This is a genomic window from Geothrix oryzae, assembly GCF_030295385.1.
Taxonomy (GTDB): Bacteria; Acidobacteriota; Holophagae; order Holophagales; family Holophagaceae; genus Geothrix; species Geothrix oryzae.
In genome coordinates, this window is record NZ_AP027079.1 from 2,957,388 (window position 1) to 2,975,676 (window position 18,289).

An 18,289-nucleotide genomic window follows, 5' to 3' on the forward strand; every position below is an offset into this window, starting at 1 on the left:
TTTTGTCGAAATAGCACGCAAGGTCTAATTTCGATTTTTTTCGAAATTCATGAAATCCAGCCCCGTTCCCTGCCCAGGGCCTCCAGTCGGCGGGCGATCTCGTCGCGAGCGGCACGGAAGCGGGCCCGCAGATCCTCAGGCGTGAGCGAAGGGTCCTCAGATGTGGAATCGGCGGCCGGGTCGGGGATGGGCCAGTGCAGGCGCTCCGCCCGGCCCAGGAAGGCGGGGCAGACCTCTTCGGCGCAGAGGGTGATGACCAGATCCACCGTGGCCGGATCGATGTCCGACACGGGCTTCGAAGTGTGCGCCGCCGCGTCGATGCCCCGCTCGGCCAGCGCCTCGAGGGCGTAGGGGTTCACGCGGCTGGGCCGGCTGCCGGCGCTCTGAATGCGGAAACCCGGGAACAGCTGGCGCGCCAGGCCCTCGCCCAGCTGGGACCGGGCGCTGTTGGCCACACAGAGGAAGAGGATCGAGGTCACCGCGGCTCCTTCACAGCATCCGCTCCCAGAAGCCCACATCCACCCAGGCACCGAACTTCCAGCCTGCCTCGGTCATGTGGCCCACCTTCTTGAAACCGAGCTTCTCGTGCAGGCGCACGCTGGGATCGTTGGGCAGGCCGAGACAGCCCAGGGCCGAGTGGAAGCCGCGGTGCTTGAGCTCCGCCAGCAGCGCCTCGTAGAGCGCGGCACCCCGTCCCTTCCCGTGGTGGCCCTGGGCCAGGTAGACGGTGGTTTCCACGGCGAAGCGGTAGGCGTGCCGGGTCCGCCAGGTCGAAGCGTAGGCGTAGCCCAGGACCGCGCCATCCTCCTCCCACACGAGCCAGGGATAGGTGGCCGTCACCTTGGCGATGCGCGCCCCCATCTCCGCCACCGAGACGGGTTCCTCCTCGAAGGTGATGAGGGTGTCGCGCACATAGGGGTTGTAGATGGCGGCCAGGGCCGGGGCGTCGGTGGGCTGAACCGGGCGGATCATCGATGGCCTTTCCGGGGGCGCAGGACGCAGGGGCATGCCCCGTGGAGGAGCGCCGCCGTGTCCGTTGCCACGGGCTGACCCTCCTGGTCCCAGAGGAGCATGCCGCCGTTGAGGCAGGCCACCTGGGCGAAGCCGTGGTCGAGCAGCAGGTGCGCGGCCTCCTTGGTGTAGACGCCGGCGCTGTCGGCCAGGAGCAGGGGCCGGTCCGCCGGCAGCTCGGAGAGCAGGCCGGGGAGCTCTTCATGGGGGATGCGGATCGTCTCGGGCACCTGGAAGGCCTTCATCTCCGCCAGTTCGTCGAGGCGGAGGTCCACCAGCAGGGCGCCCTCATTGAGCGCGGCCAGCGCCTCCTTCGGCGCGAGGAACCGCAGTCCCTGGATCACCATGCCCTTGCCATCGAAGGTGCCCATCTCTCACCTCTTGTCGGGTTCCGTCGCGGGTCCGGCGGCCGGGCAGCAGGTGACGCCGGAGATCGCCTCTGCGCTGGCCGGGTACCACTTCTTCTTCAACCAGAAGGCCACGCCCACCAGGCTGATGAGCACGGGCACTTCCACCAGCGGCCCGATGACGGCGGCGAAGGCCGCCCCGTGGGCGATGCCGAAGGTGGCCACGGCCACGGCGATGGCCAGCTCGAAGTTGTTGCTGGCGGCCGTGAAGCTCAGGGTCGCGCCCTGGGGGTAGTCGGCTCCGGCCTTCTTGGACAGCCAGAAGCTCACCAGGAACATCACCACGAAGTAGATCAGCAGCGGGATGGCGATGCGGATGACATCGAAGGGCAGCTTCACGATGGTGTCGCCCTTGAGGCTGAACATCACCACGATCGTGAACAGCAGGGCCACGAGCGTCAGCGGGCTGATCTTCGGCACGAAGACCCGGTGGTACCAATCCAGCCCCTTGGCCTTCCCGAGCATGAAGCGCGTGAGGAAGCCGGCGATGAAGGGAATGCCCAGGTAGATGAAGACGCTCTCGGCGATCTGGCCGATGGTGATGTGGACCACCGCGCCCTGGAGGCCCAGCTTCGCGGGCAGCACCGTGGCGAAGAACCAGGCGTACACGCTGAAGAAGAGCACCTGGAAGATGGAGTTGAAGGCCACGAGCCCCGCGCAGTACTCCGTATCGCCCTTGGCCAGGTCGTTCCACACGATGACCATGGCGATGCAGCGCGCCAGGCCGATGAGGATGAGGCCCAGCATGTATTCGGGCCGGTCGCGCAGGAACAGCACGGCCAGCCCGAACATGAGCAGGGGTCCGATGATCCAGTTCTGGAGGAGCGACAGGCCCAGCACCTTCTTGTTCCGGAAGACCAGGTGCAGCTCCTCGTACTTCACCTTGGCCAGGGGCGGATACATCATCAGGATCAGGCCGGCGGCCAGCGGCAGGCTGGTGGTGCCCACATTCCAGGCATTGATGGCGCGGTTGAAGCCGGGCACGGCGAAGCCCAGCAGCACGCCGAGCCCCATGGCCAGGAAGATCCACAAGGTGAGGTACCGATCGAGGAAGGACAGCCGACCCGTGGACATGGACACCTCCTTGCTTGCCGTGACCTACTTGCAGTCGCAGTCGTCGCCGCAGTCGCCCTTCTGGCCCCCGGCCTCTTCGCAGGCGCAGGTGCCGCCGCAGCAGCCGCCGCCCTCGCCGACCAGCGCGGTCTGGGCCAGGGCCATGATCTGCGAATGGGGATCGCCCTTCACACGGAGGGCCATGTTCACCGCTTCGATCATGTCGTCGTTGGACACGCCGAGCTCCGTCAACCGGGCGTGGTGGGCGCGGAAGGCCCGCTCGGCGTTGGCGCCGATGGCCGCCCCCAGGGCGATGAGGTTGAGGGTGGTCTCGCCGAGGCCGGCCTCGGTGGCGGCTTCGGTCTGGGGCTGGGCGGTCATGCAGGCTCCTTGGGGGTTCGTGAGGGGGGACAGGCAGAGGGATCGCAGGTCTCGCAGCGCAGGGCGAGGGCCTGGGCCCGGTCGCGGGCCAGGTCGGCTTCGGCCCCGGCCATGAGGGGCCAGAGGGCCTCCAGCAGGGGCGCCGTGGCGGCGGCGTCGGCCAGGGCCACATGGACCCAGCGGCCCACCTTCCACTCGCGCACCAGACCCGTGCGGCGCAGGCCGGTCAGGTGTTCGGATACGGTGGACGGCGCCAGACCGAGCACCTCGGCCACCTCGCAGACGCAGAGCTCCCCCGCATGGAGCAGCGCCAGGATGCGCAGGCGCACGGGGTGGGCGAGGGTCTTGAGGGTATCCACGAGGGGACGGAGGGGGTCGGATGTCATTTCGCTATTTCCCGAAACATCGTCATCATACCGCCCGAGACAGGTCTTGCCATACCTCGTTTTTTGATGTTTGCTGGCACGAGCCCTTTCCTTTTCCAATCTGGAGTTCCCATGCCGCGGACCCCCGTCGTCCTGCTCGCCCTGTCCCTGGGCGCCCTCCTCCAGGCCCAGGCCCCCTTCCCGCCGACCGCCCCCGCCCCCTCCCCCGTGCCGGTGATGAAGGATTACCCGGACACCCCGGCCGGGAAGCTGCTGCGGGAGATCAAGGAGCACGCCGAGGTGGTGGCGCGGGTGGAATACCTCTCGGATCTGATCGGCCCCCGCCTCACAGGCTCGGACAGGCTCCGCCAGGCGCAGGCCTGGGCCAAGGCCGAGATGACGCGGCTCGGGGCGGTGAATGTCCACGAGGAAGCCTACGACTTCGGCCTGGCCTGGACCCGCGGCGTGGACAGCGCGCGGCTGCTCACCCACAACGGCCTGCGCTTCCGGGTGGACCAGCTGGCCTGGACCCCGGCCACCAAGGGCGCCGTGAAGGGCGAGCTGATCCTGGTGGACGCCCGGACCCTCCAGGAGCTCCAGGCCTTCAAGGGCCAGCTGAGGAACAAGATCCTGCTGCGCACCAACCCCGACGACAAGCGCCCGCCCTTGGGCCGCCGGGGGGGCGACATGGAGGCCTACCAGGCGGAACAGGCGAGCATGATGCAGTTCCTCCTCGACGAGGGGGCCCTGGCCACCCTGGCCATGTCCGGGCGGAAGAATGGGCTGGGCTTCGCCAGCGGCGGCCCGGGGCGCGACCCCAAAAAACCCGCGCTCCCCGCGGCCTATGTGCCGCAGGAGCCCTACAAGATGCTGGTTCGCCTGCTGGCCCGGAAGGAACCCGTGAAGCTGGAACTGTCCCTGGGCGGCACCTACTCCGCGGCGCCGGTCCAGGCCTACAACCTCGTCGGCGAGATCCCAGGCCGCGAGAAGCCCGGCGAGGTCGTCATCGTGGGCGGCCACCTGGACAGCTGGGACCTCGGCACGGGCGCCACGGACAACGCCACGGGCAGCTCGGTCGCCTTGGAGGTGCTGCGGGCCTTGCAGGCCACGGGCCTGAAGCCCCGCCGGACCCTGCGGGTGGTCCTGTGGAGCGGCGAGGAGCAAGGCCTCCTGGGTTCCCGCGCCTACGCCGAGGCGCACAAGGCGGACCTGGACGCCATCCAGGCCGTACTGGTCCACGACATGGGCACGGGCATGGTGAAGGGCTTCACGCTGCAGGGCCGTGAGAACTGCCGTGGCCTCATGGCCCAGGCCATCGCGCCCCTCAACGACCTGGGCGTGAAGGAGCTGTCCCTCCGCACCATGAACAGCACCGACCACGCGCCCTTCGACCGGGCCGGCGTGCCCGCCTTCGCCGCCATCCAGGAGCCCGTGGACTACTTCCTGGGCACCCATCACAGCCAGATGGACTTCCCGGATCATGTGGTGCCCGAGCAGCTCGTGCAGGGCGCCCAGGCCCTGGCCGTCACCGCCTGGGAGCTGGCAGAGATGGAGGCCCGCCTGCCCCATGGGCGCCCGGTCCGGCCGGCCGGCCCCGCGGCTCCTTCCGGACGGCCCTGACAGGCCTGACGGGCCTGACCGGTTCGACCGGGGATCTCAGGCGGGTCCGGCCGTCGACTCGCGCCCCAACAGCGCCTCCGCCTCGTCCAGGGCGGAGGCGCTGCCGCTGAGGGCCAGCAGGTCACCGGGCTGGAGCAGGGCCTCGGGCTTGGGTTCCAGCAGGTGGCCTTCCCGCAGCAGGGCCACCAGGGCCACCCCGGCGCTGCCGGGCAGATCCAGCTCACCCAGGCTGCGGCCCAGGGAGGGGCAGCGGGCCCCGATGCGCAGCGTGCGCCAGCCCCCCGGGACGGGCGGGGCCGGGACCTCTTCATCCGCATCCCAGGGATCCCGAGCGTCGGCACCCATCCACCCGGAGTCCGAGGCCAGGTCCCTCTGGAGGCGCTGGGCCCGCCGCCACAGCAGCAGGGGGATGGCCAGGGCCGTGGCGGCGCCCAGGGCGCCGAGAGAGGCCAGGGGCACCAGCGCCAGCACGGCCGCCAGGACCGGAAGGCCCGCCAGCAGCAGCACCGCCAGCCGCAGGCCCGTGCGGAAGGCCCGCCGGATGTCCGGCCGGGTGCCCAGGTCGCCAGGGCCGGGCAGGTCCAGCAGGCCCTCGGCCAGGATCCGGCTGCGGCGCACCATCCGGCTCACCACGAAGACCACCACGACCGCCGCCGCCAGCAGGACCGCACCCTGGGCCAGGGTGTGCCCCAGGGTGCCCCGCCCTTCGAGCCAGGCCGTGCCCATCCGCATCACCCGAGGCGCCAGCGAGGCCACCAGGCCGATGAGCATGCTGTCCAGCAGCAGGAACAGGAAGGTCCGCCGGACGGCCGCGCCCGGGGCCTTCCGGATGGCCGGGGCGCGCAGGGTCGCGGCCCACGATTGGTAGAGGCCCAGGTAGGTCTTGAGGGCCGGAGAGAGTCGCCGCTCCAGCAGCCGGGCCGCGGGTTCCCCGGCGGTCAGCAGGGCCGGGGTGGCCAGGGCCGTGGCCACGCAGATGGCGGCCAGCAGGGCGTAGCGGGAAGGGTCCACCACGCCGAGGCCGATGCCGGCACCCAGGAGGATGAACCCGAACTCACCGACCTGCCCCAGGGCCAGGCCCGCCCGCACGCCGAGGGCCAGGGGCAGGCCCGCCAGGGTGGCCCCCACGGTGACGGAGACGGCGTTCACGGTGATGACCAGGGCCGTGAAGAGCAGCACCAGATGCCAATCCCGCATCAGGACCGCGGGCTCCATCATCATGCCCACCGCCACGAAGAACATGGCCGCGAAGAGATCCCGCAGGGGATGGACCAGGTGTTCCACCTTGCGTCCCCGGCCGGATTCGCAGATCAACATGCCGGCCACGAAGGCGCCCATGGCCACGGAGAAGCCGACCCAGGCCGCCAGCTGGGCCAGCCCGAAGCAGAGCCCGGCCGCCACCACCAGCAGCACTTCGTCCCGGGCGTGATCGGCCACCCATCGCAGGGCGCGCGGCACCACCAGCCGCCCGGCGCCCACGAGGAGGACCAGGAAGAGCATCAGCTTGAGCAGGGTGCCCGCAATGGCCCCGGCGCTGGGCCCGCCGAGGGAGGCCGCGGCGGTGAGGGCCGCCAGCAGCAGCACGGCATGGAGATCCTCCACCAGCAGGACGCCCAGGACCGTGTCCTTCAGCGCGCCGCGGAGGCCCCGCTCTTCAAACAGCTTGGCCAGGATCATGGTGGAGGCGATGGAGAGGCTGGCCCCGAAGAAGGCGCTCTCCAGCGGGGCCCACCCCAGGAGCCGCGCCACCAGGAAGCCCGCCACCAGCTGGGTGCCCACCTGGAGGGTGCCTGTGAGCAGGGCCGGGGGGCCCGCGTGGAGCAGCTTCGGAAGGCTGAACTCCAACCCGATGGTGAACATCAGGAGGATGACGCCCAGCTCGCCCATGATCCGGACATTGCCGAGGTCCGCCACCAGCGGCACCGGCACATGGGGCCCCACGATCATGCCCGCCAGCAGGTAGCCCAGCACCGCCGGCTGCTTCAGTTTCTGGAACAGGACCGAGGTCAGCGCCGCGACCCCCAGCACCATGGCCAGGTCGAGCAGAAGGCGGTGGTGGGCTTCCATCCCTTCAGCCCTTGGCCAGCTGGGTGAGGTTTTCCAGGGCCTCGGCGGGGCCCATCACCAGCAGCTCGTCCCCGGCCTGGAACCGCTCGTCACCGGAGGGGTTGAAGCGCAGGCCGGCGCCGGGGTGCACCAGGCCCACCAGCAGGGAGCCGGTGGCATGGCGCAGCCGGGCCTCCCGCAGGGTCTGGCCCACCAGGGCCGACTGCGGGGCGATGGCGATGCGCTCCAGGCCCAGCTCCAGCTGCTCCTGCTGGAGCACGATGTCGAAGAAGTTCATCATCTCCGGCTTGAGCAGCAGCCCCGCCATGCGGCGCCCGCCGATCTCGTAGGGGCTCACGATGTGGTCGGCACCCGCGGCCCTCAGCTGGCGCTCGGTGCCGAGCTTGGCGCTGCGGGCCACCACGGGCAGGTCGGGGCGGATCTGCTTGACCGTGAGCGTCACCAGGACATTGTCGGCGTCGGTGGTGAGGGCCGTGATGAGGCCCCGCGCCTGGCGGATGCCGGCGCGCTCCAGCATCAGCTCGTCCATGGCGTTGCCGTAGAGGATCAGTTCTCCGGCGAAGCGGGGGCTGCGGCCCTTGGAATCGTCCTGCTCGATGATGACGAAGGGGATGCCGGCCTTCTTCAGCTCCCAGGCGGCCTGGAAGCCCATCTTCCCGAAGCCGCAGACGATGATGTGGTCCTTCAGGTCGTCCAGGCGTTTCTGCATGCGGCGCTCCATGATGTAGCCCTTGAGGTCACCCTCCAGGAGCAGGGCGGTCAGGTTCGACAGGGCGTAGGTGGCGACGCCCAGACCGACGATGAGGTAGAAGATCGTGAAGAGTTTCGTCCGGGCGTTCACTTCGCCCAGTTCTCTGAAGCCCACCGTGAAGAGGGTGGTGATCGCCATGTAGAGGCTGTCCAACGGATTCAGGTGCGACAGCCAGTGGTAGCCGAGCCCCCCACAGGCGATGACGGCCGCCAGCAGCGCCATCGTATAGCGCAGGCGCTTCACCGGCCCGTTCTGCTGGTCGTCCGGCCTCATGGGGAACGGCGTGCTGGCCCTCATCTCAGCCTCCGAGCCCAGGCTTGATGGCGAAGTTGGCCGTGCTGAGGGCCACCAGGTGGTCGCCGCAGGTGAGCCGGCATTCCAGGATGCCGCTGCGGCCGGAGATCCGCACCACCTGGGCCTCTCCGCGCACCTCGCCGCGGGCCGGCTCCAGGTAGCGGATGTGCAGGTCGGAGGTGGCGAAGGGCATGGCCCCGTCGAAGGCGGTGCTGAGGGCCAGGGCGCTCACCATGTCCGCCATGGTGGCCAGCACGCCCCCGTTGACATTGCCACGGCTGCCGTTGATCACGGCCTTGGTGGGCACGAGCACCATGACGGCCAGGCCGGGGTCGATGGATTCGATGGTGAGGCCCCAGCCGCTGATGAGGGGCCACGGGTGGAACCTTGCGCGCAGACGCTCCAGGAGATCCGGAGCGAGGGTCTCGGGGATCTGCGGCTTAGGCATGGTCCAGGATAGCCCATGTCCGGCCTTGCCGCGCCCCGCGCAGGGTTACGGCGAAGATCCCGGGCCTTCATCGCCTCGTCATCGGCCCGTGGGGGAATGAAGCGGGAGGCTCCCCCATGTCCCTTCGTTCGACCTTCCACACGGCCCTTCTTACGGCCCTTCGTGCTGCTGCGCTCAGCGCTCCGCTTCTGCTGGGCCTGGGCTGCCAGCCTCCCGAGGAGACGCCCGCCAAGCCGGTCCACGAGGTTCCCACGGTCCCGCGGGAAACCACCCTACAGGCCTACGCGCCGGAACACCCCGTCGCCGGCGAGCTGAAGAGCGTGGGCTCGGATTCCATGGAGCCCCTGATGGTGCTCTGGGGGGAGGACTTCAAGCGGTTCCATCCACGGATCTCGACGCGCTTCGTCTGCAAGGGCTCGGGCACCGCCCCCAAGGCGCTGATCGAGGGCAGCACGCTGATGGGCCAGATGAGCCGCGAGATGACCGACCAGGAACTGGCGGCCTTCCAGGCCCAGTATGGCTACGCGCCCACCCGCATCCCCGTGGCGGTGGATGCCCTGGTGGTCTATGTGAATGCCAACAACCCCGTCAAGCAGCTCCGCATGCAGGAGGTCGATGCCATCTTCTCCACCACCCGCAAGGGCGGAGCGAAGAGCGACATCCAGCGGTGGGGCGATCTCGGCCTCGGCGGCGACTGGAAGCAGCGGGAGATCCAGACTTACGGCCGCGACGAGAACTCCGGCACGCGGGCCTTCTTCCGGGAGCATGTGATGAAGAAGGGCGACTTCAAGCCCACCCTGAAGGCCTTCATGGACCAGTTCGCCGTGGTGGAGGCTCCGGCGGTGGACGGCGGCGGCATCAGCTACGGCCCCCTGCAGTACGCCAACCGCATGGTGAAGGGCGTTCCCATCGCCTCCTTCAGCAGCGACCGGTTCATCGAGCCGACCCTGGAGAACATCCAGAAGGCCACCTATCCGCTGACGCGGTTCCTCTACATCTATGTGAACAAGGCGCCGGGACGTGCCCTGGATCCCACGGTGAGGGAGTTCCTCCGCTTCGTGCTCTCCAGGGAGGGGCAGGCCGGCGTGGCGAGCTTCGGCGCCGTCGCCATCCCCGGGGACTTCGCCGCCCTGAGCGTCGGCAAACTCAACTGATCAGAGCTTCAGCACGCCCTTGAGGGTGTCCGCCATGTCCTGGAACACCTTGGTCTGAGGGCTCTGCGGATGCTCCGCCACGAAGGGCTTGCCGCTGTCGCCACCCTCGCGGATGGCGAGGTCGATGGGCACCTCGCCCAGGAAGGGCAGCTCCATGCGGACCGCCGCGGCCTTCACGCCCCCGTGGCCGAAGATCTGGGTCTCCTGGCCACAGCCCGGGCAGATGAAGCTGCTCATGTTCTCGATGATGCCGAGTACGGGCACCTTCACGGTGCCGAACATGCCGATGGCCTTCTTGGCGTCGAGGAAGGCCACATCCTGCGGCGTGCTGACGATGACGGCGCCGTCCACCTGGGCGTTCTGGATGAGCGTGAGCTGGACATCGCCCGTGCCGGGCGGCAGGTCGATGAGCAGGACATCGAGGTCGCCCCAGGCCACATCCTTCAGGAACTGCTGGAGGGCCTTGTTGAGCATGGCCCCGCGCCAGATCACGGGCCGGTCCTCTTCGATGAGCAGCCCCATGGACATGATCTTGATGCCGAACTTCTCGATGGGCAGGATCTGGCCATCCGGCGTGCCCAGCGGCGAGTCCTTCAAGCCCAGCATCATGGGGATGGAGGGGCCGTAGATGTCGGAATCCAGCAGGCCCACCTTGAGGCCCAGCTGGGACAGGGCGATGGCGAGGTTCACCGTGACGGTGCTCTTGCCGACGCCGCCCTTGCCCGAGCCCACCACCACGCAGCGCTTGATGCCCGGGATGAGATTCTTGAATTCCACCTGGGCGGTCTTCTCCCAGCCGATCTCGATGTCCACGCCCGTGACGCCGGGCTGCTGGCGGATCAGCCCCTCCAGGGCCTCCTTGATGACGGCCACGCGATCCCGATAGGCCTCCATGAGCTGGAGGAGCACCGTCACCTTGCCCTCGGTGACATCGATCCCCTTCACGGCCTTGAGGGTGGTCAGGGTGGCATTGGTCCCGGGGACCGTATAGGCGTTCAGGGCTTCGAACAGGGCGGCGCGGCTGATCTTCGTCATGCGGATCTCCAGCCCATTAGTCTGCCACGGGGAATGAATGCCCGACACTCCGCCACGCAGCGCGAGCCCCCCCGGAGAAGACTCAGCGAGGCACGGCTTGGCCGGGCCGAGCGCAGGGGTCCGGGGGGAGGCTCCATCTCCATGAGCCCAAAGGGCGAGTGGGAGCCACGCCCTGCGTGGCGTTAGGTGGAGGCGCGCAGCGCGACCCTAGATCCTCGCAACGCATGCGTTGCGAGGGGGACCCCCGGAGAACATCAAATGTCCGGATCCAGCGGTCCCAGCTTCTGGGTGAGGGCACCCACGCCGCTGGCGAGCAGGGTGTGCTCGTAGATGCGGAGCTGGCTGCGGAGGGGTGGATCTTGGTCATCGAATCCCCGCCGGAGGACATCCCCTTCGGGGCCCAGGACGCGGCCCTTCAGGGTGTCGTGCAGCTGCATCTCGACCATCTCCATGACCTGGGCAGCCAGGATCGGATCCACCAGAGGGAAGGCCAGCTCCACGCGGCGGTCCAGGTTGCGGGGCATGAGGTCGGCGCTGGAGAGGAGGGTCTCCGGCTGGCCGTCGTTGGCGAAATGGTAGATCCGCGTGTGCTCCAGGAAGCGGTCCAGGATCGACAGGGTGCGGATGTTCTCGGACAGCCCGGGCACACCGGGCCGCAGGCAGCAGGTACCCCGCACGATGAGGTCCACCTTCACGCCCTCGCGGCTGGCCTCGTAGAGCATCTGGATGATCTGGGGGTCCACCAGGGCGTTCATCTTCAGCACCATGCGGGCCGGCCGCCCATCCTGCGCGTGACCGATCTCCCGCTGGATGCGGGCCTTGAGGGCCTTCTTCAGGTGCTGGGGCGCCAGCAGGATCCGATGGAAGCGGGGTGGCCGGGTGTAGCCCGTGAGCATGTTGAAGAGGTTTGACAGGTCCTCGCCGAACTCGGGCCGGGCCGTGAGCAGGCCCAGGTCCGAATACAGGCGGCTGGTGCGCTCGTTGTAGTTGCCCGTGCCCAGGTGGCAGTACCGCTTGATGCCTCCGACCTCCTGGCGCACCACGAGACAGGCCTTGCAGTGGATCTTGTGATTGGGCAGGCCGTAGACCACATGCACGCCGGTCTTCTCCAGGCGCCGCGCCCAGGCGATGTTGGCCGCCTCGTCGAAGCGGGCCCGCAGCTCCACGATGGCCGCCACCTGCTTGCCGCGCTCGGCGGCCCGCTCCAGGGCCGCCGCCACAGGGCTGTTGGCCGTCACGCGGTAGAGGGTCATCTTGATGGCCAGGACCTTGGGATCCTCCGCGGCCTCGCGCACGAAGCGAACCACGCTGTCGTCGAAGCTCTGGTAGGGGTGGTGCAGCAGGATGTCGTTGCGGGAGATGGCGTCGAAGACGCTGCCCGCCTGGTCGAGCTGGGGCACCGGAAGGGGCGGCAGCGGGGTGTCCTTGAGGCTCGGCAGGTCGAGCTGGCCGTAGAGCTGCATCAGGTCCGAGAAGGCCGTAAGCCCCGAGCAGGGGTAGAGATCCTCGGGGCTCAGCTCCATCTCCTCGATGATGAGATCCAGCACCTTGGACGACAGGCCGTGCTCGTACTGGAGGCGGACGACGGCGCCGCGGCGACGGTCGCGGAGGCTCTCCTCCACGGTCTTGAGCAGGTCCTCGGAGGGATCCTCCTCCACCGGCAGGTCGGAATCCCGGGTGACGCGGATGGCGTGGCAGCACTTCACCGTGTAGCCCAGGAAGAGCCGCGACAGGTGGTGCCGCACCACATCTTCGAGCATGACGAAGGCGTGGGCGCCCGGGGCCGAGGGCACCCGCAGGAAGCGGGAGGCCAGGCCCGTGGGCACATGGATGAAGGAGAGCTCCGAGGCCGGCAGATCCCCGTCCAGCAGGTCCTCGTCCGGTTCCAGCTCCACCACCAGCACCAGGGCCCGGTTCCCCAGGCGGGGGAACGGGTGGCCCGTGTCCACCGCCAGCGGCGTGATGAGCGGCAGGAGGCTGCGCTCGAAGTAGTCGAGGGTGAAGGCGCTCTGCGCCTCGTCCAGCCTCCTGGGATCCAGGATGGCGATGCCCGCCGCCTCCAGCTGCGGCTCCAGGATGGCGTGGAAGAGCTCGTGCTGGCGGGCGGAGTAGGCGTGGATCCGCGATGACACCCGCTCCAGCAGCTGCCGGGGGGTCAGGCCATCGGGCCCGGGCTGGGTGATTCCCGCGTCGATCTGCCGCCAGATGCCCGCCACCCGCACCATGAAGAACTCATCCCAGTTGCTGGAGACGATGCTGAGGAACTTCACCCGTTCCAGCAGCGGCACCGTGGGATCCTCCGCCTCTTCCATGACCCGGGCGTTGAAATCCAGCCAACTGAGCTCGCGGTTGAGCAGTTCCTCGGGGCGGGGGATGGGGTGGAACACAGGGGACCTCTGATCCAGGAGGGTACAGCCTGGGTGTAACGGCCTGATGGTACAGACGATCGATCGTCTCGCCCGAACAACTTCCTTTGTTTTCGGGGCTTTTTCGGGCAGAATCGATGGTTCGGCCCTCCACGGGGAGGATCCGTACGGTCCGCCCGGACCCATCACCAACGAGAGGGCAGCCAGGCCCATGCCGGGGCTGCCAGGTAGGAGGAACCCATGTCCCAGGAAGTCCTGATCGTCCCCAAGCGCGAAACCTTCGGCAAGGCCGCCATCCGCGACCTGAAGAAGAGCGGCATGATCCCGGCCGTGGTCTACGGCCTGAACGAGCCCCCCATCGCCATCGCCATCAGCCCGAAGGCCGTGGCCCGCGTGCTGGCCAGCGACGCCGGCATGAACTCCGTGATGTTCCTCCAGCGCGAGGGCACCGACATCAAGCGCCATGTGATCATCAAGGATCTGCAGCGCGATCCCATCACCAGCCGCCTGCGCCATGTCGACTTCATGCGCGTGGACATGACCCACAAGGTGCGCGTGAAGGTGCCCGTGCGCCTGGTCGGCACCTCCATCGGCGTGAAGAGCATGGGCGGCGTCCTCGACTTCACCCACCGCGAGATCGAGATCGAGTGCCTCCCCAGCATCATCCCCGGCCACATCGATGTGGATGTGAGCAACCTCAACATCGGCGATAGCATCCGCTTCGAGCAGATCGCCCTTGTGCCGAACATCGTCCTCATCGGCGACGCCCACCAGACGGTCTGCTCCGTCCGCGGCAAGGCCCCCGAGGAGGAAGTTGCCGCCGCCCCCGCCGCCGCCGAGCCCGAGGTGGCCAAGAAGGGCAAGAAGGAAGAGAAGAAGTAGTTCTAGATCCCCCAAAAAACGGGCGCCTCGCGGTGCCCGTTTTTTTGGGCTTGACTGAAAGTAACTACTTACTTACAGTCGAACCATGGCCCGATCGCCCCTGGAACTCACCCCCAAGCGCACCGAAATCGCCGATGCCGCCCTTCGCATCATCGGTGAGCGGGGCATCGCCGCCCTGACCACGAACGCCCTGGCCCAGGAACTGGGCGTGAGCAGCGGCGCCCCCTTCCGCCACTTCGCGGATCGCAGCGAGATCCTGGAGGCCGTGGCCCTCCGGGTGGAGGAATTGATCCTCGAAACCTTCCCCCCCGACACGGACCCGCCCCTCCAGCGGCTGCTGGCCCTGCTCCGGGCCCGGGCACAGGTGATCGGCGGCCGTCAGGGCATCGGGCGCCTCATGCTCTCGGAGCAGTTCGCCATGGCGCTGCCGGATCCGGCCGCCCGGCGCCTCCGGGGTCTCGTCACCCGGACCCGGGCCTTCCTCCTCGCGGCGCTGGAGGCCGCCCAGGCCCAGGGGGCCATCCGGTCGGACCTCACCTCCAAGGCCCTGCTGCCCGTGGTCTTCGGTGTCCTCATGAACCTGGTCTTCTCCCAGGCCACGGGGGGGGCCCGCAGCGCCGAGGCCGACGAAGCCTGCGACACCCTCCTCGTCCTCCTGGGTCCCCCGCCCGTCCCTTGAGCCCCTACGGTCCTCCGCACGAAAGGAACGCCATGCGACTATCCCCTCTTCCCGCGCTGTTGGCCGCCGCCCTGCTGGGCCTCTCCGCCTGGCCACTCCAGGCCCATTGCGACGCCCTCGACGGCCCCGTGGTCGTGGCCGCCCGGAAGGCCCTCGCCAAGGGCGAGGCGGGCCCGGTCCTGGTCTGGGTGAAACCGGACGACGAGCCCCAGATCCGCGCCGCCTTCGCGCGCACCCTCGCCGTCCGCGCCCTCGGGACCGAGGCCAAGGACCTGGCCGACGCCTATTTCTTCGAGACCCTCGTCCGGGTCCACCGCGCGGGCGAAGGCGCTCCCTACACGGGCCTCAAGCCCGCGGGCCTGGACCTCGGCCCCGCCATCCCCGCCGCCGACAAGGCCCTGGCCTCCGGCGACTTGAAGCCTGTGTTCGATCTCATGCACGGCGTCCTCAAGCCCGGCCTCGAGGCCCGCTTCAAACAAGCCCGCGCGACCCGGGGCCAGGCATCAGCGGACCTGGCGGAGGGCCGCCAGGCCGTGGCCGCCTATGTGGACTTCCTCCACTATGTGGACGGCGCCTACCGCGCGGCGGCCGGCGGCGCCCATGCCGAGACCGCCGAGGCTCCCAAGGCCGAGTCCCACCACCAGCACTGAGTGTGAAGGTCCCTTCCCCGGGTGGGCGCCTTGCGGCGCCCACCGCGTTTGCTGAAGACTGGGACCTCACGACTCGGGATGCATCAGCTCATGTGGACCTTGGTACCCCTCGGAAATCCGGGCCCTGACTACCAGGACACCCGTCACAACCTCGGCCGCCTGCTGCTGCAGCGCTGGATGGCGGACCGGAATCTGGCTCCGGCGCCCTCGAGACGGTTCCCCTCCGGCGCCCTCTATCCCCTGACGGACCGCCTGCAGGCCCTGGTCCCCAACACCTACATGAACCTCTCGGGCGAGGCCTGCGCCCAGGCGGAGAGCGCCGGGATCTACCCCCGCCGCCTGATCCTGCTCTACGACGACAAGGACCTGCCCCTGGGCACGGGCCGCTTCCGCCTGAACGGCTCGGATGGCGGTCACAACGGCCTGCGTTCGGTCTTCGAGTGCCTGGGCACCCAGGACATCGCCCGCCTGCGCCTGGGCATCGGGCCCTTCCAGCGGCCCCTCGTGGATTTCGTGCTTGGACACTGGACCGACCCCGAATGGGAGCGCATCGAGGCCCAGGACGCGCCCTTCGCCCGCTTCCTGGAACGGCTGGGCGCCACCGAGGACCTGGGCGGTCTGGCGAACCAGGTGAATCCGGCGGAGTTCTGGGGGCAGTCGGGGAACCCGGGCCCGGGGTCCGGAGACGAAACCGCTTGAACCGGAGCGACCGCCCCGCCCCCAGCGGTCCAAAGTCAAAACAAGGGCGCGACCCGCAGGGCCGTCGCAGGAAGCCGCACCTCCAGACTCCAGACTTTCCATTGATCTCCAAGCCTTTCCACGCGAAACTGTTCCTTCGCGTCCTCCGCTGGAGGGCTCTTCCTTGCTCCCTGGAATCCATAGGGGGCTTCACATCCACAAGGAGGACAGATGCGTCATTACGAGACCATCTTCATCGCCTCCCCCACGCTGACGGACGAGCAGAGCGATGAGCTCGTCAAGCAGTTCGAGGGGATCATTGCCGAGCAGGGTGGCGAGCTGCTCAAGACCGACAAGTGGGGCCGCAAGAAGCTGGCCTACGAAGTCCAGAAGTTCAGCGAGGGCTACTACACGCTCTTCGAGATGAACGCCGGACCCGACCTCATCGCCGAGCTCGAGCGCCGCTTCCGCAACCACGATTCGGTCATCAAGTACCTGAGCGTCCGCATGGACGAGGCCGAAAAGGCCGCGGGTCGCGCCAAGCAGCGCATCGAGCGCGAAGCCAAGCGCAAGGCCCAGGCCGGGATCAAGGAACGCTCCGCTGAAGAGGTGATGGGATGAAGCGCCGCGCCGATGCCAAGAAGGGCAAGCCCAAGAAGAAGAAGGCCTTTGGGGGACGACGCGCCAAGTTCTGCAAGTTCTGCGTCGAGAAGTCCCTCATGATCGACTACAAGGATGTGAAGACCCTCCAGGCCTTCACCCCCGAGCGCGGCAAGGTGCTGCCCCGCCGCACCAGCGGTGTGTGCGCCGTCCACCAGCGCGCCCTTGTGGAAGCCATCAAGCGCGCCCGCAACATCGCGCTGCTCCCCTTCGCCACGGATTAGTCCGAGGCGCTGAATGGCGAAAAAGCGGGGGCTCCGGCCCCCGCTTTTTCGTAAAGAGAGAAGGTGAGCCGGGCTAAATGGTTTCGCTCAACCCGCAAAAAAGCGGGGGCCGGAGCCCCCGCTTTTCATCCAGACCTGAAGGCCTACTCCATCTCGTTGGCCAGGACGGGGATCTCGGCCACGGGGGCGGCAGCGGCCTCGGCGGGCTTGCCGAGGGTGGCGTGGAACTTGTCCCAGTCCAGCTCCTTCTCCCAGCTGGCCATCACGACGGCGGCGATGCAGTTGCCGATGTGGTTGGTGATGGCACGGGCCTCGGACATGAACTTGTCGATGCCGAGGATGAGGGCCATGCCAGCCACGGGGATGCCGGGAACCACCGCCAGGGTGGCGGCCAGGGTGATGAACCCGGAGCCGGTGACGCCGGCGGCCCCCTTGCTGGTGATCATCGCCACCACGAGGATGCCCATCTGCTGGCCCAGCGTGAGCTCGATGCCCAGCGCCTGGGCGATGAAGAGCGACGCCAGCGTCATGTAGATGTTCGTGCCGTCCAGGTTGAACGAGTAGCCGGTGGGGATCACCAGCCCGACGATGGACTTGGAGAGGCCCAGCTTCTCCATCTTCTCCATCAGGGGGATCAGTGCGGACTCGGAAGAGCTGGTGGCCATGACCAGCAGGAGCTCGTCCTTGATGTAGCCCACCACCTTGAAGATGTTGAAGCCCGCCAGCCGCGCGATGAGCCCGAGCACCAGGAAGATGAAGACGGCGCAGGTCGCGTAGAAGAGGAAGATGAGCTGCGCCATGGGGATCAGCGACTTCAGGCCGAACTTGCCGATGGTGTAGGCGATGGCGGCGCCGGCGCCGATGGGGGCGAGGTAGAGGATCTGGTGCATGACGCCGAAGAACATCTTGCTGACATTCTCCAGGAAGCCGATGAGGGGCGCCTTGTGCTTCTCGCTGAGGGCCGCGACGGAGAACCCGAGCAGCACGGAGATCAACAGCACCTGTAGGATGTCGCCATCGGTGAAGGCGCTGAACATCGTCTTGGGGATCATCTTCAGGAGGTGATCCGTGATGGTCAGGTGCTGCGCCTGGGCGACATAGCCAGCCACCAGCTTGGGATCGAGCTTGGAGGGGTCGGCGTGGAAGCTCCGGCCGGGCCCGAACACATTGGCCATGACGAGGCCGATCACCAGCGCCAGCGTGCTGACGATCTCGAAGTACAGGATGGCCTTCCCGCCCACGCGCCCGGCCTTCTTGATGCTTCCGGAGCCCGCGATGCCCAGCACCACGCTGCAGAGGATCACCGGCGGGATGAGCATCTTGATGAGGGCGATGAAGCCGTCGGCCAGGGGCTGCATTTTCACGGCCACGCTGGGGTAGAAGTGCCCCAGCAGCGCGCCGAGAACGATCATGAGCGCGACCCAGTTGTACAGTTTTGAAGCAGCTCGCTTGAACATGTGGATGGTCCTTTCAGAAGATCCAGGCATGGGTGATAGGCGGCCCCGATGAGGCCGGATGGAAACGCGGTGGGAAAGATGCCGGAGGTCGAGGCGAAGACCGGGGA

The 18,289-nt window shown here is 68.2% G+C and carries 20 protein-coding genes; 8 read left to right on the forward strand and 12 right to left on the reverse strand.

Features of this window, described 5'->3' with window-relative positions; genetic code table 11:
• Positions 1-47 precede the first annotated feature (47 nt).
• Genes QUD34_RS13595 through QUD34_RS13620 form a run of 6 tightly spaced genes read right to left on the reverse strand, consistent with a single transcriptional unit; the run spans position 48 to position 3,238 of the window.
• Positions 48-479 carry an arsenate reductase ArsC gene (locus QUD34_RS13595; protein WP_286354249.1) on the reverse strand — a complete coding sequence of 144 codons (432 nt, stop codon included), beginning with the start codon at positions 477-479 and terminating at the stop codon, positions 48-50.
• Between the two features lie 10 nt (positions 480-489).
• Positions 490-972: an arsinothricin resistance N-acetyltransferase ArsN1 family B gene (locus QUD34_RS13600; RefSeq protein ID WP_286354250.1), complete on the reverse strand. Its 483-nt coding sequence runs from the start codon at positions 970-972 to the stop codon at positions 490-492.
• Entirely contained in the window at positions 969-1,382 is a 414-nt protein-coding gene (locus QUD34_RS13605; RefSeq protein ID WP_286354251.1) for a rhodanese-like domain-containing protein, read from the reverse strand. The genes QUD34_RS13600 and QUD34_RS13605 overlap by 4 nt, the downstream gene beginning before the upstream one ends.
• Positions 1,383-1,385: 3 nt before the next feature.
• Positions 1,386-2,492: an ACR3 family arsenite efflux transporter gene (gene arsB / locus QUD34_RS13610; RefSeq protein WP_286354252.1), complete on the reverse strand. Its 1,107-nt coding sequence runs from the start codon at positions 2,490-2,492 to the stop codon at positions 1,386-1,388.
• 24 nt (positions 2,493-2,516) lie between these two features.
• The gene (locus tag QUD34_RS13615) at positions 2,517-2,852 is read right to left on the reverse strand and encodes a hypothetical protein (protein ID WP_286354253.1); all 336 of its coding nucleotides are present in this window, start codon (positions 2,850-2,852) and stop codon (positions 2,517-2,519) included.
• Positions 2,849-3,238, reverse strand: coding sequence for an ArsR/SmtB family transcription factor (locus QUD34_RS13620; RefSeq protein WP_286354254.1), 390 nt, complete (start codon positions 3,236-3,238; stop codon positions 2,849-2,851). Before QUD34_RS13620 ends, QUD34_RS13615 begins: the two co-directional genes overlap by 4 nt.
• A gap of 111 nt (positions 3,239-3,349) precedes the next feature.
• On the opposite strand from QUD34_RS13620, the gene QUD34_RS13625 reads away from it, so the two are divergent.
• Complete coding sequence (locus tag QUD34_RS13625; RefSeq protein WP_286354255.1) at positions 3,350-4,837, forward strand: M20/M25/M40 family metallo-hydrolase; 1,488 nt, start codon at positions 3,350-3,352, stop codon at positions 4,835-4,837.
• Positions 4,838-4,873: 36 nt separating this feature from the next.
• Here QUD34_RS13625 and QUD34_RS13630 read toward each other — a convergent pair whose 3' ends face one another.
• The 3 genes from QUD34_RS13630 to QUD34_RS13640 are packed head-to-tail and all read right to left on the reverse strand — an operon-like array spanning position 4,874 to position 8,397.
• On the reverse strand, positions 4,874-6,904 hold the full coding sequence (locus QUD34_RS13630) for a cation:proton antiporter (protein ID WP_286354256.1): 2,031 nt from the start codon (positions 6,902-6,904) through the stop codon (positions 4,874-4,876).
• A 4-nt stretch (positions 6,905-6,908) separates the two neighbouring features.
• Positions 6,909-7,952 carry a potassium channel family protein gene (locus tag QUD34_RS13635; RefSeq protein WP_286354257.1) on the reverse strand — a complete coding sequence of 348 codons (1,044 nt, stop codon included), beginning with the start codon at positions 7,950-7,952 and terminating at the stop codon, positions 6,909-6,911.
• A gap of 1 nt (position 7,953) precedes the next feature.
• On the reverse strand, positions 7,954-8,397 hold the full coding sequence (locus QUD34_RS13640) for a PaaI family thioesterase (RefSeq protein WP_286354258.1): 444 nt from the start codon (positions 8,395-8,397) through the stop codon (positions 7,954-7,956).
• Positions 8,398-8,513: 116 nt separating this feature from the next.
• On the opposite strand from QUD34_RS13640, the gene QUD34_RS13645 reads away from it, so the two are divergent.
• Positions 8,514-9,551: a PstS family phosphate ABC transporter substrate-binding protein gene (locus QUD34_RS13645; RefSeq protein WP_286354259.1), complete on the forward strand. Its 1,038-nt coding sequence runs from the start codon at positions 8,514-8,516 to the stop codon at positions 9,549-9,551.
• On the opposite strand, the gene QUD34_RS13650 is transcribed toward QUD34_RS13645, so the two are convergent.
• Together QUD34_RS13650 and ppk1 are read right to left on the reverse strand one after the other, a co-directional pair.
• Positions 9,552-10,586 carry an Mrp/NBP35 family ATP-binding protein gene (locus QUD34_RS13650; protein WP_286354260.1) on the reverse strand — a complete coding sequence of 345 codons (1,035 nt, stop codon included), beginning with the start codon at positions 10,584-10,586 and terminating at the stop codon, positions 9,552-9,554.
• 254 nt (positions 10,587-10,840) lie between these two features.
• Positions 10,841-12,973, reverse strand: coding sequence for a polyphosphate kinase 1 (gene ppk1, locus QUD34_RS13655; RefSeq protein WP_286354261.1), 2,133 nt, complete (start codon positions 12,971-12,973; stop codon positions 10,841-10,843).
• A gap of 219 nt (positions 12,974-13,192) precedes the next feature.
• On the opposite strand from ppk1, the gene QUD34_RS13660 reads away from it, so the two are divergent.
• The 6 genes from QUD34_RS13660 to rpsR all read left to right on the forward strand — a co-directional run bounded on the left by QUD34_RS13660 (position 13,193) and on the right by rpsR (position 16,725).
• Entirely contained in the window at positions 13,193-13,834 is a 642-nt protein-coding gene (locus tag QUD34_RS13660; RefSeq protein ID WP_286354262.1) for a 50S ribosomal protein L25, read from the forward strand.
• 85 nt (positions 13,835-13,919) lie between these two features.
• The gene (locus tag QUD34_RS13665; RefSeq protein WP_286354263.1) at positions 13,920-14,513 is read left to right on the forward strand and encodes a TetR/AcrR family transcriptional regulator; all 594 of its coding nucleotides are present in this window, start codon (positions 13,920-13,922) and stop codon (positions 14,511-14,513) included.
• Between the two features lie 32 nt (positions 14,514-14,545).
• Entirely contained in the window at positions 14,546-15,163 is a 618-nt protein-coding gene (locus QUD34_RS13670; protein ID WP_286354264.1) for a DUF6448 family protein, read from the forward strand.
• A 78-nt stretch (positions 15,164-15,241) separates the two neighbouring features.
• Positions 15,242-15,862 carry an aminoacyl-tRNA hydrolase gene (pth, locus tag QUD34_RS13675; RefSeq protein ID WP_286354265.1) on the forward strand — a complete coding sequence of 207 codons (621 nt, stop codon included), beginning with the start codon at positions 15,242-15,244 and terminating at the stop codon, positions 15,860-15,862.
• A gap of 210 nt (positions 15,863-16,072) precedes the next feature.
• Complete coding sequence (gene rpsF, locus QUD34_RS13680) at positions 16,073-16,462, forward strand: 30S ribosomal protein S6 (protein ID WP_243288344.1); 390 nt, start codon at positions 16,073-16,075, stop codon at positions 16,460-16,462.
• Positions 16,459-16,725 carry a 30S ribosomal protein S18 gene (gene rpsR / locus QUD34_RS13685; RefSeq protein WP_286354266.1) on the forward strand — a complete coding sequence of 89 codons (267 nt, stop codon included), beginning with the start codon at positions 16,459-16,461 and terminating at the stop codon, positions 16,723-16,725. The genes rpsF and rpsR overlap by 4 nt, the downstream gene beginning before the upstream one ends.
• A 143-nt stretch (positions 16,726-16,868) precedes the next feature.
• On the opposite strand, the gene dctA is transcribed toward rpsR, so the two are convergent.
• On the reverse strand, positions 16,869-18,182 hold the full coding sequence (dctA, locus tag QUD34_RS13690; protein ID WP_286354267.1) for a C4-dicarboxylate transporter DctA: 1,314 nt from the start codon (positions 18,180-18,182) through the stop codon (positions 16,869-16,871).
• Positions 18,183-18,289: the final 107 nt, after the last annotated feature.

Coding starts and splice junctions, on each gene's coding strand:
- QUD34_RS13600 (WP_286354250.1), bottom strand. CDS start 972: ATGATCCGCCCGGTTCAGCCCACCGACGCCCCGGCCCTGGCCGCCATC.
- QUD34_RS13605 (WP_286354251.1), bottom strand. CDS start 1,382: ATGGGCACCTTCGATGGCAAGGGCATGGTGATCCAGGGACTGCGGTTC.
- arsB (WP_286354252.1), bottom strand. CDS start 2,492: ATGTCCACGGGTCGGCTGTCCTTCCTCGATCGGTACCTCACCTTGTGG.
- QUD34_RS13615 (WP_286354253.1), bottom strand. CDS start 2,852: ATGACCGCCCAGCCCCAGACCGAAGCCGCCACCGAGGCCGGCCTCGGC.
- QUD34_RS13620 (WP_286354254.1), bottom strand. CDS start 3,238: ATGACATCCGACCCCCTCCGTCCCCTCGTGGATACCCTCAAGACCCTC.
- QUD34_RS13625 (WP_286354255.1), top strand. CDS start 3,350: ATGCCGCGGACCCCCGTCGTCCTGCTCGCCCTGTCCCTGGGCGCCCTC.
- QUD34_RS13630 (WP_286354256.1), bottom strand. CDS start 6,904: ATGGAAGCCCACCACCGCCTTCTGCTCGACCTGGCCATGGTGCTGGGG.
- QUD34_RS13635 (WP_286354257.1), bottom strand. CDS start 7,952: ATGAGGGCCAGCACGCCGTTCCCCATGAGGCCGGACGACCAGCAGAAC.
- QUD34_RS13640 (WP_286354258.1), bottom strand. CDS start 8,397: ATGCCTAAGCCGCAGATCCCCGAGACCCTCGCTCCGGATCTCCTGGAG.
- QUD34_RS13645 (WP_286354259.1), top strand. CDS start 8,514: ATGTCCCTTCGTTCGACCTTCCACACGGCCCTTCTTACGGCCCTTCGT.
- QUD34_RS13650 (WP_286354260.1), bottom strand. CDS start 10,586: ATGACGAAGATCAGCCGCGCCGCCCTGTTCGAAGCCCTGAACGCCTAT.
- QUD34_RS13660 (WP_286354262.1), top strand. CDS start 13,193: ATGTCCCAGGAAGTCCTGATCGTCCCCAAGCGCGAAACCTTCGGCAAG.
- QUD34_RS13665 (WP_286354263.1), top strand. CDS start 13,920: ATGGCCCGATCGCCCCTGGAACTCACCCCCAAGCGCACCGAAATCGCC.
- QUD34_RS13670 (WP_286354264.1), top strand. CDS start 14,546: ATGCGACTATCCCCTCTTCCCGCGCTGTTGGCCGCCGCCCTGCTGGGC.
- pth (WP_286354265.1), top strand. CDS start 15,242: ATGCATCAGCTCATGTGGACCTTGGTACCCCTCGGAAATCCGGGCCCT.
- rpsF (WP_243288344.1), top strand. CDS start 16,073: ATGCGTCATTACGAGACCATCTTCATCGCCTCCCCCACGCTGACGGAC.
- rpsR (WP_286354266.1), top strand. CDS start 16,459: ATGAAGCGCCGCGCCGATGCCAAGAAGGGCAAGCCCAAGAAGAAGAAG.
- dctA (WP_286354267.1), bottom strand. CDS start 18,182: ATGTTCAAGCGAGCTGCTTCAAAACTGTACAACTGGGTCGCGCTCATG.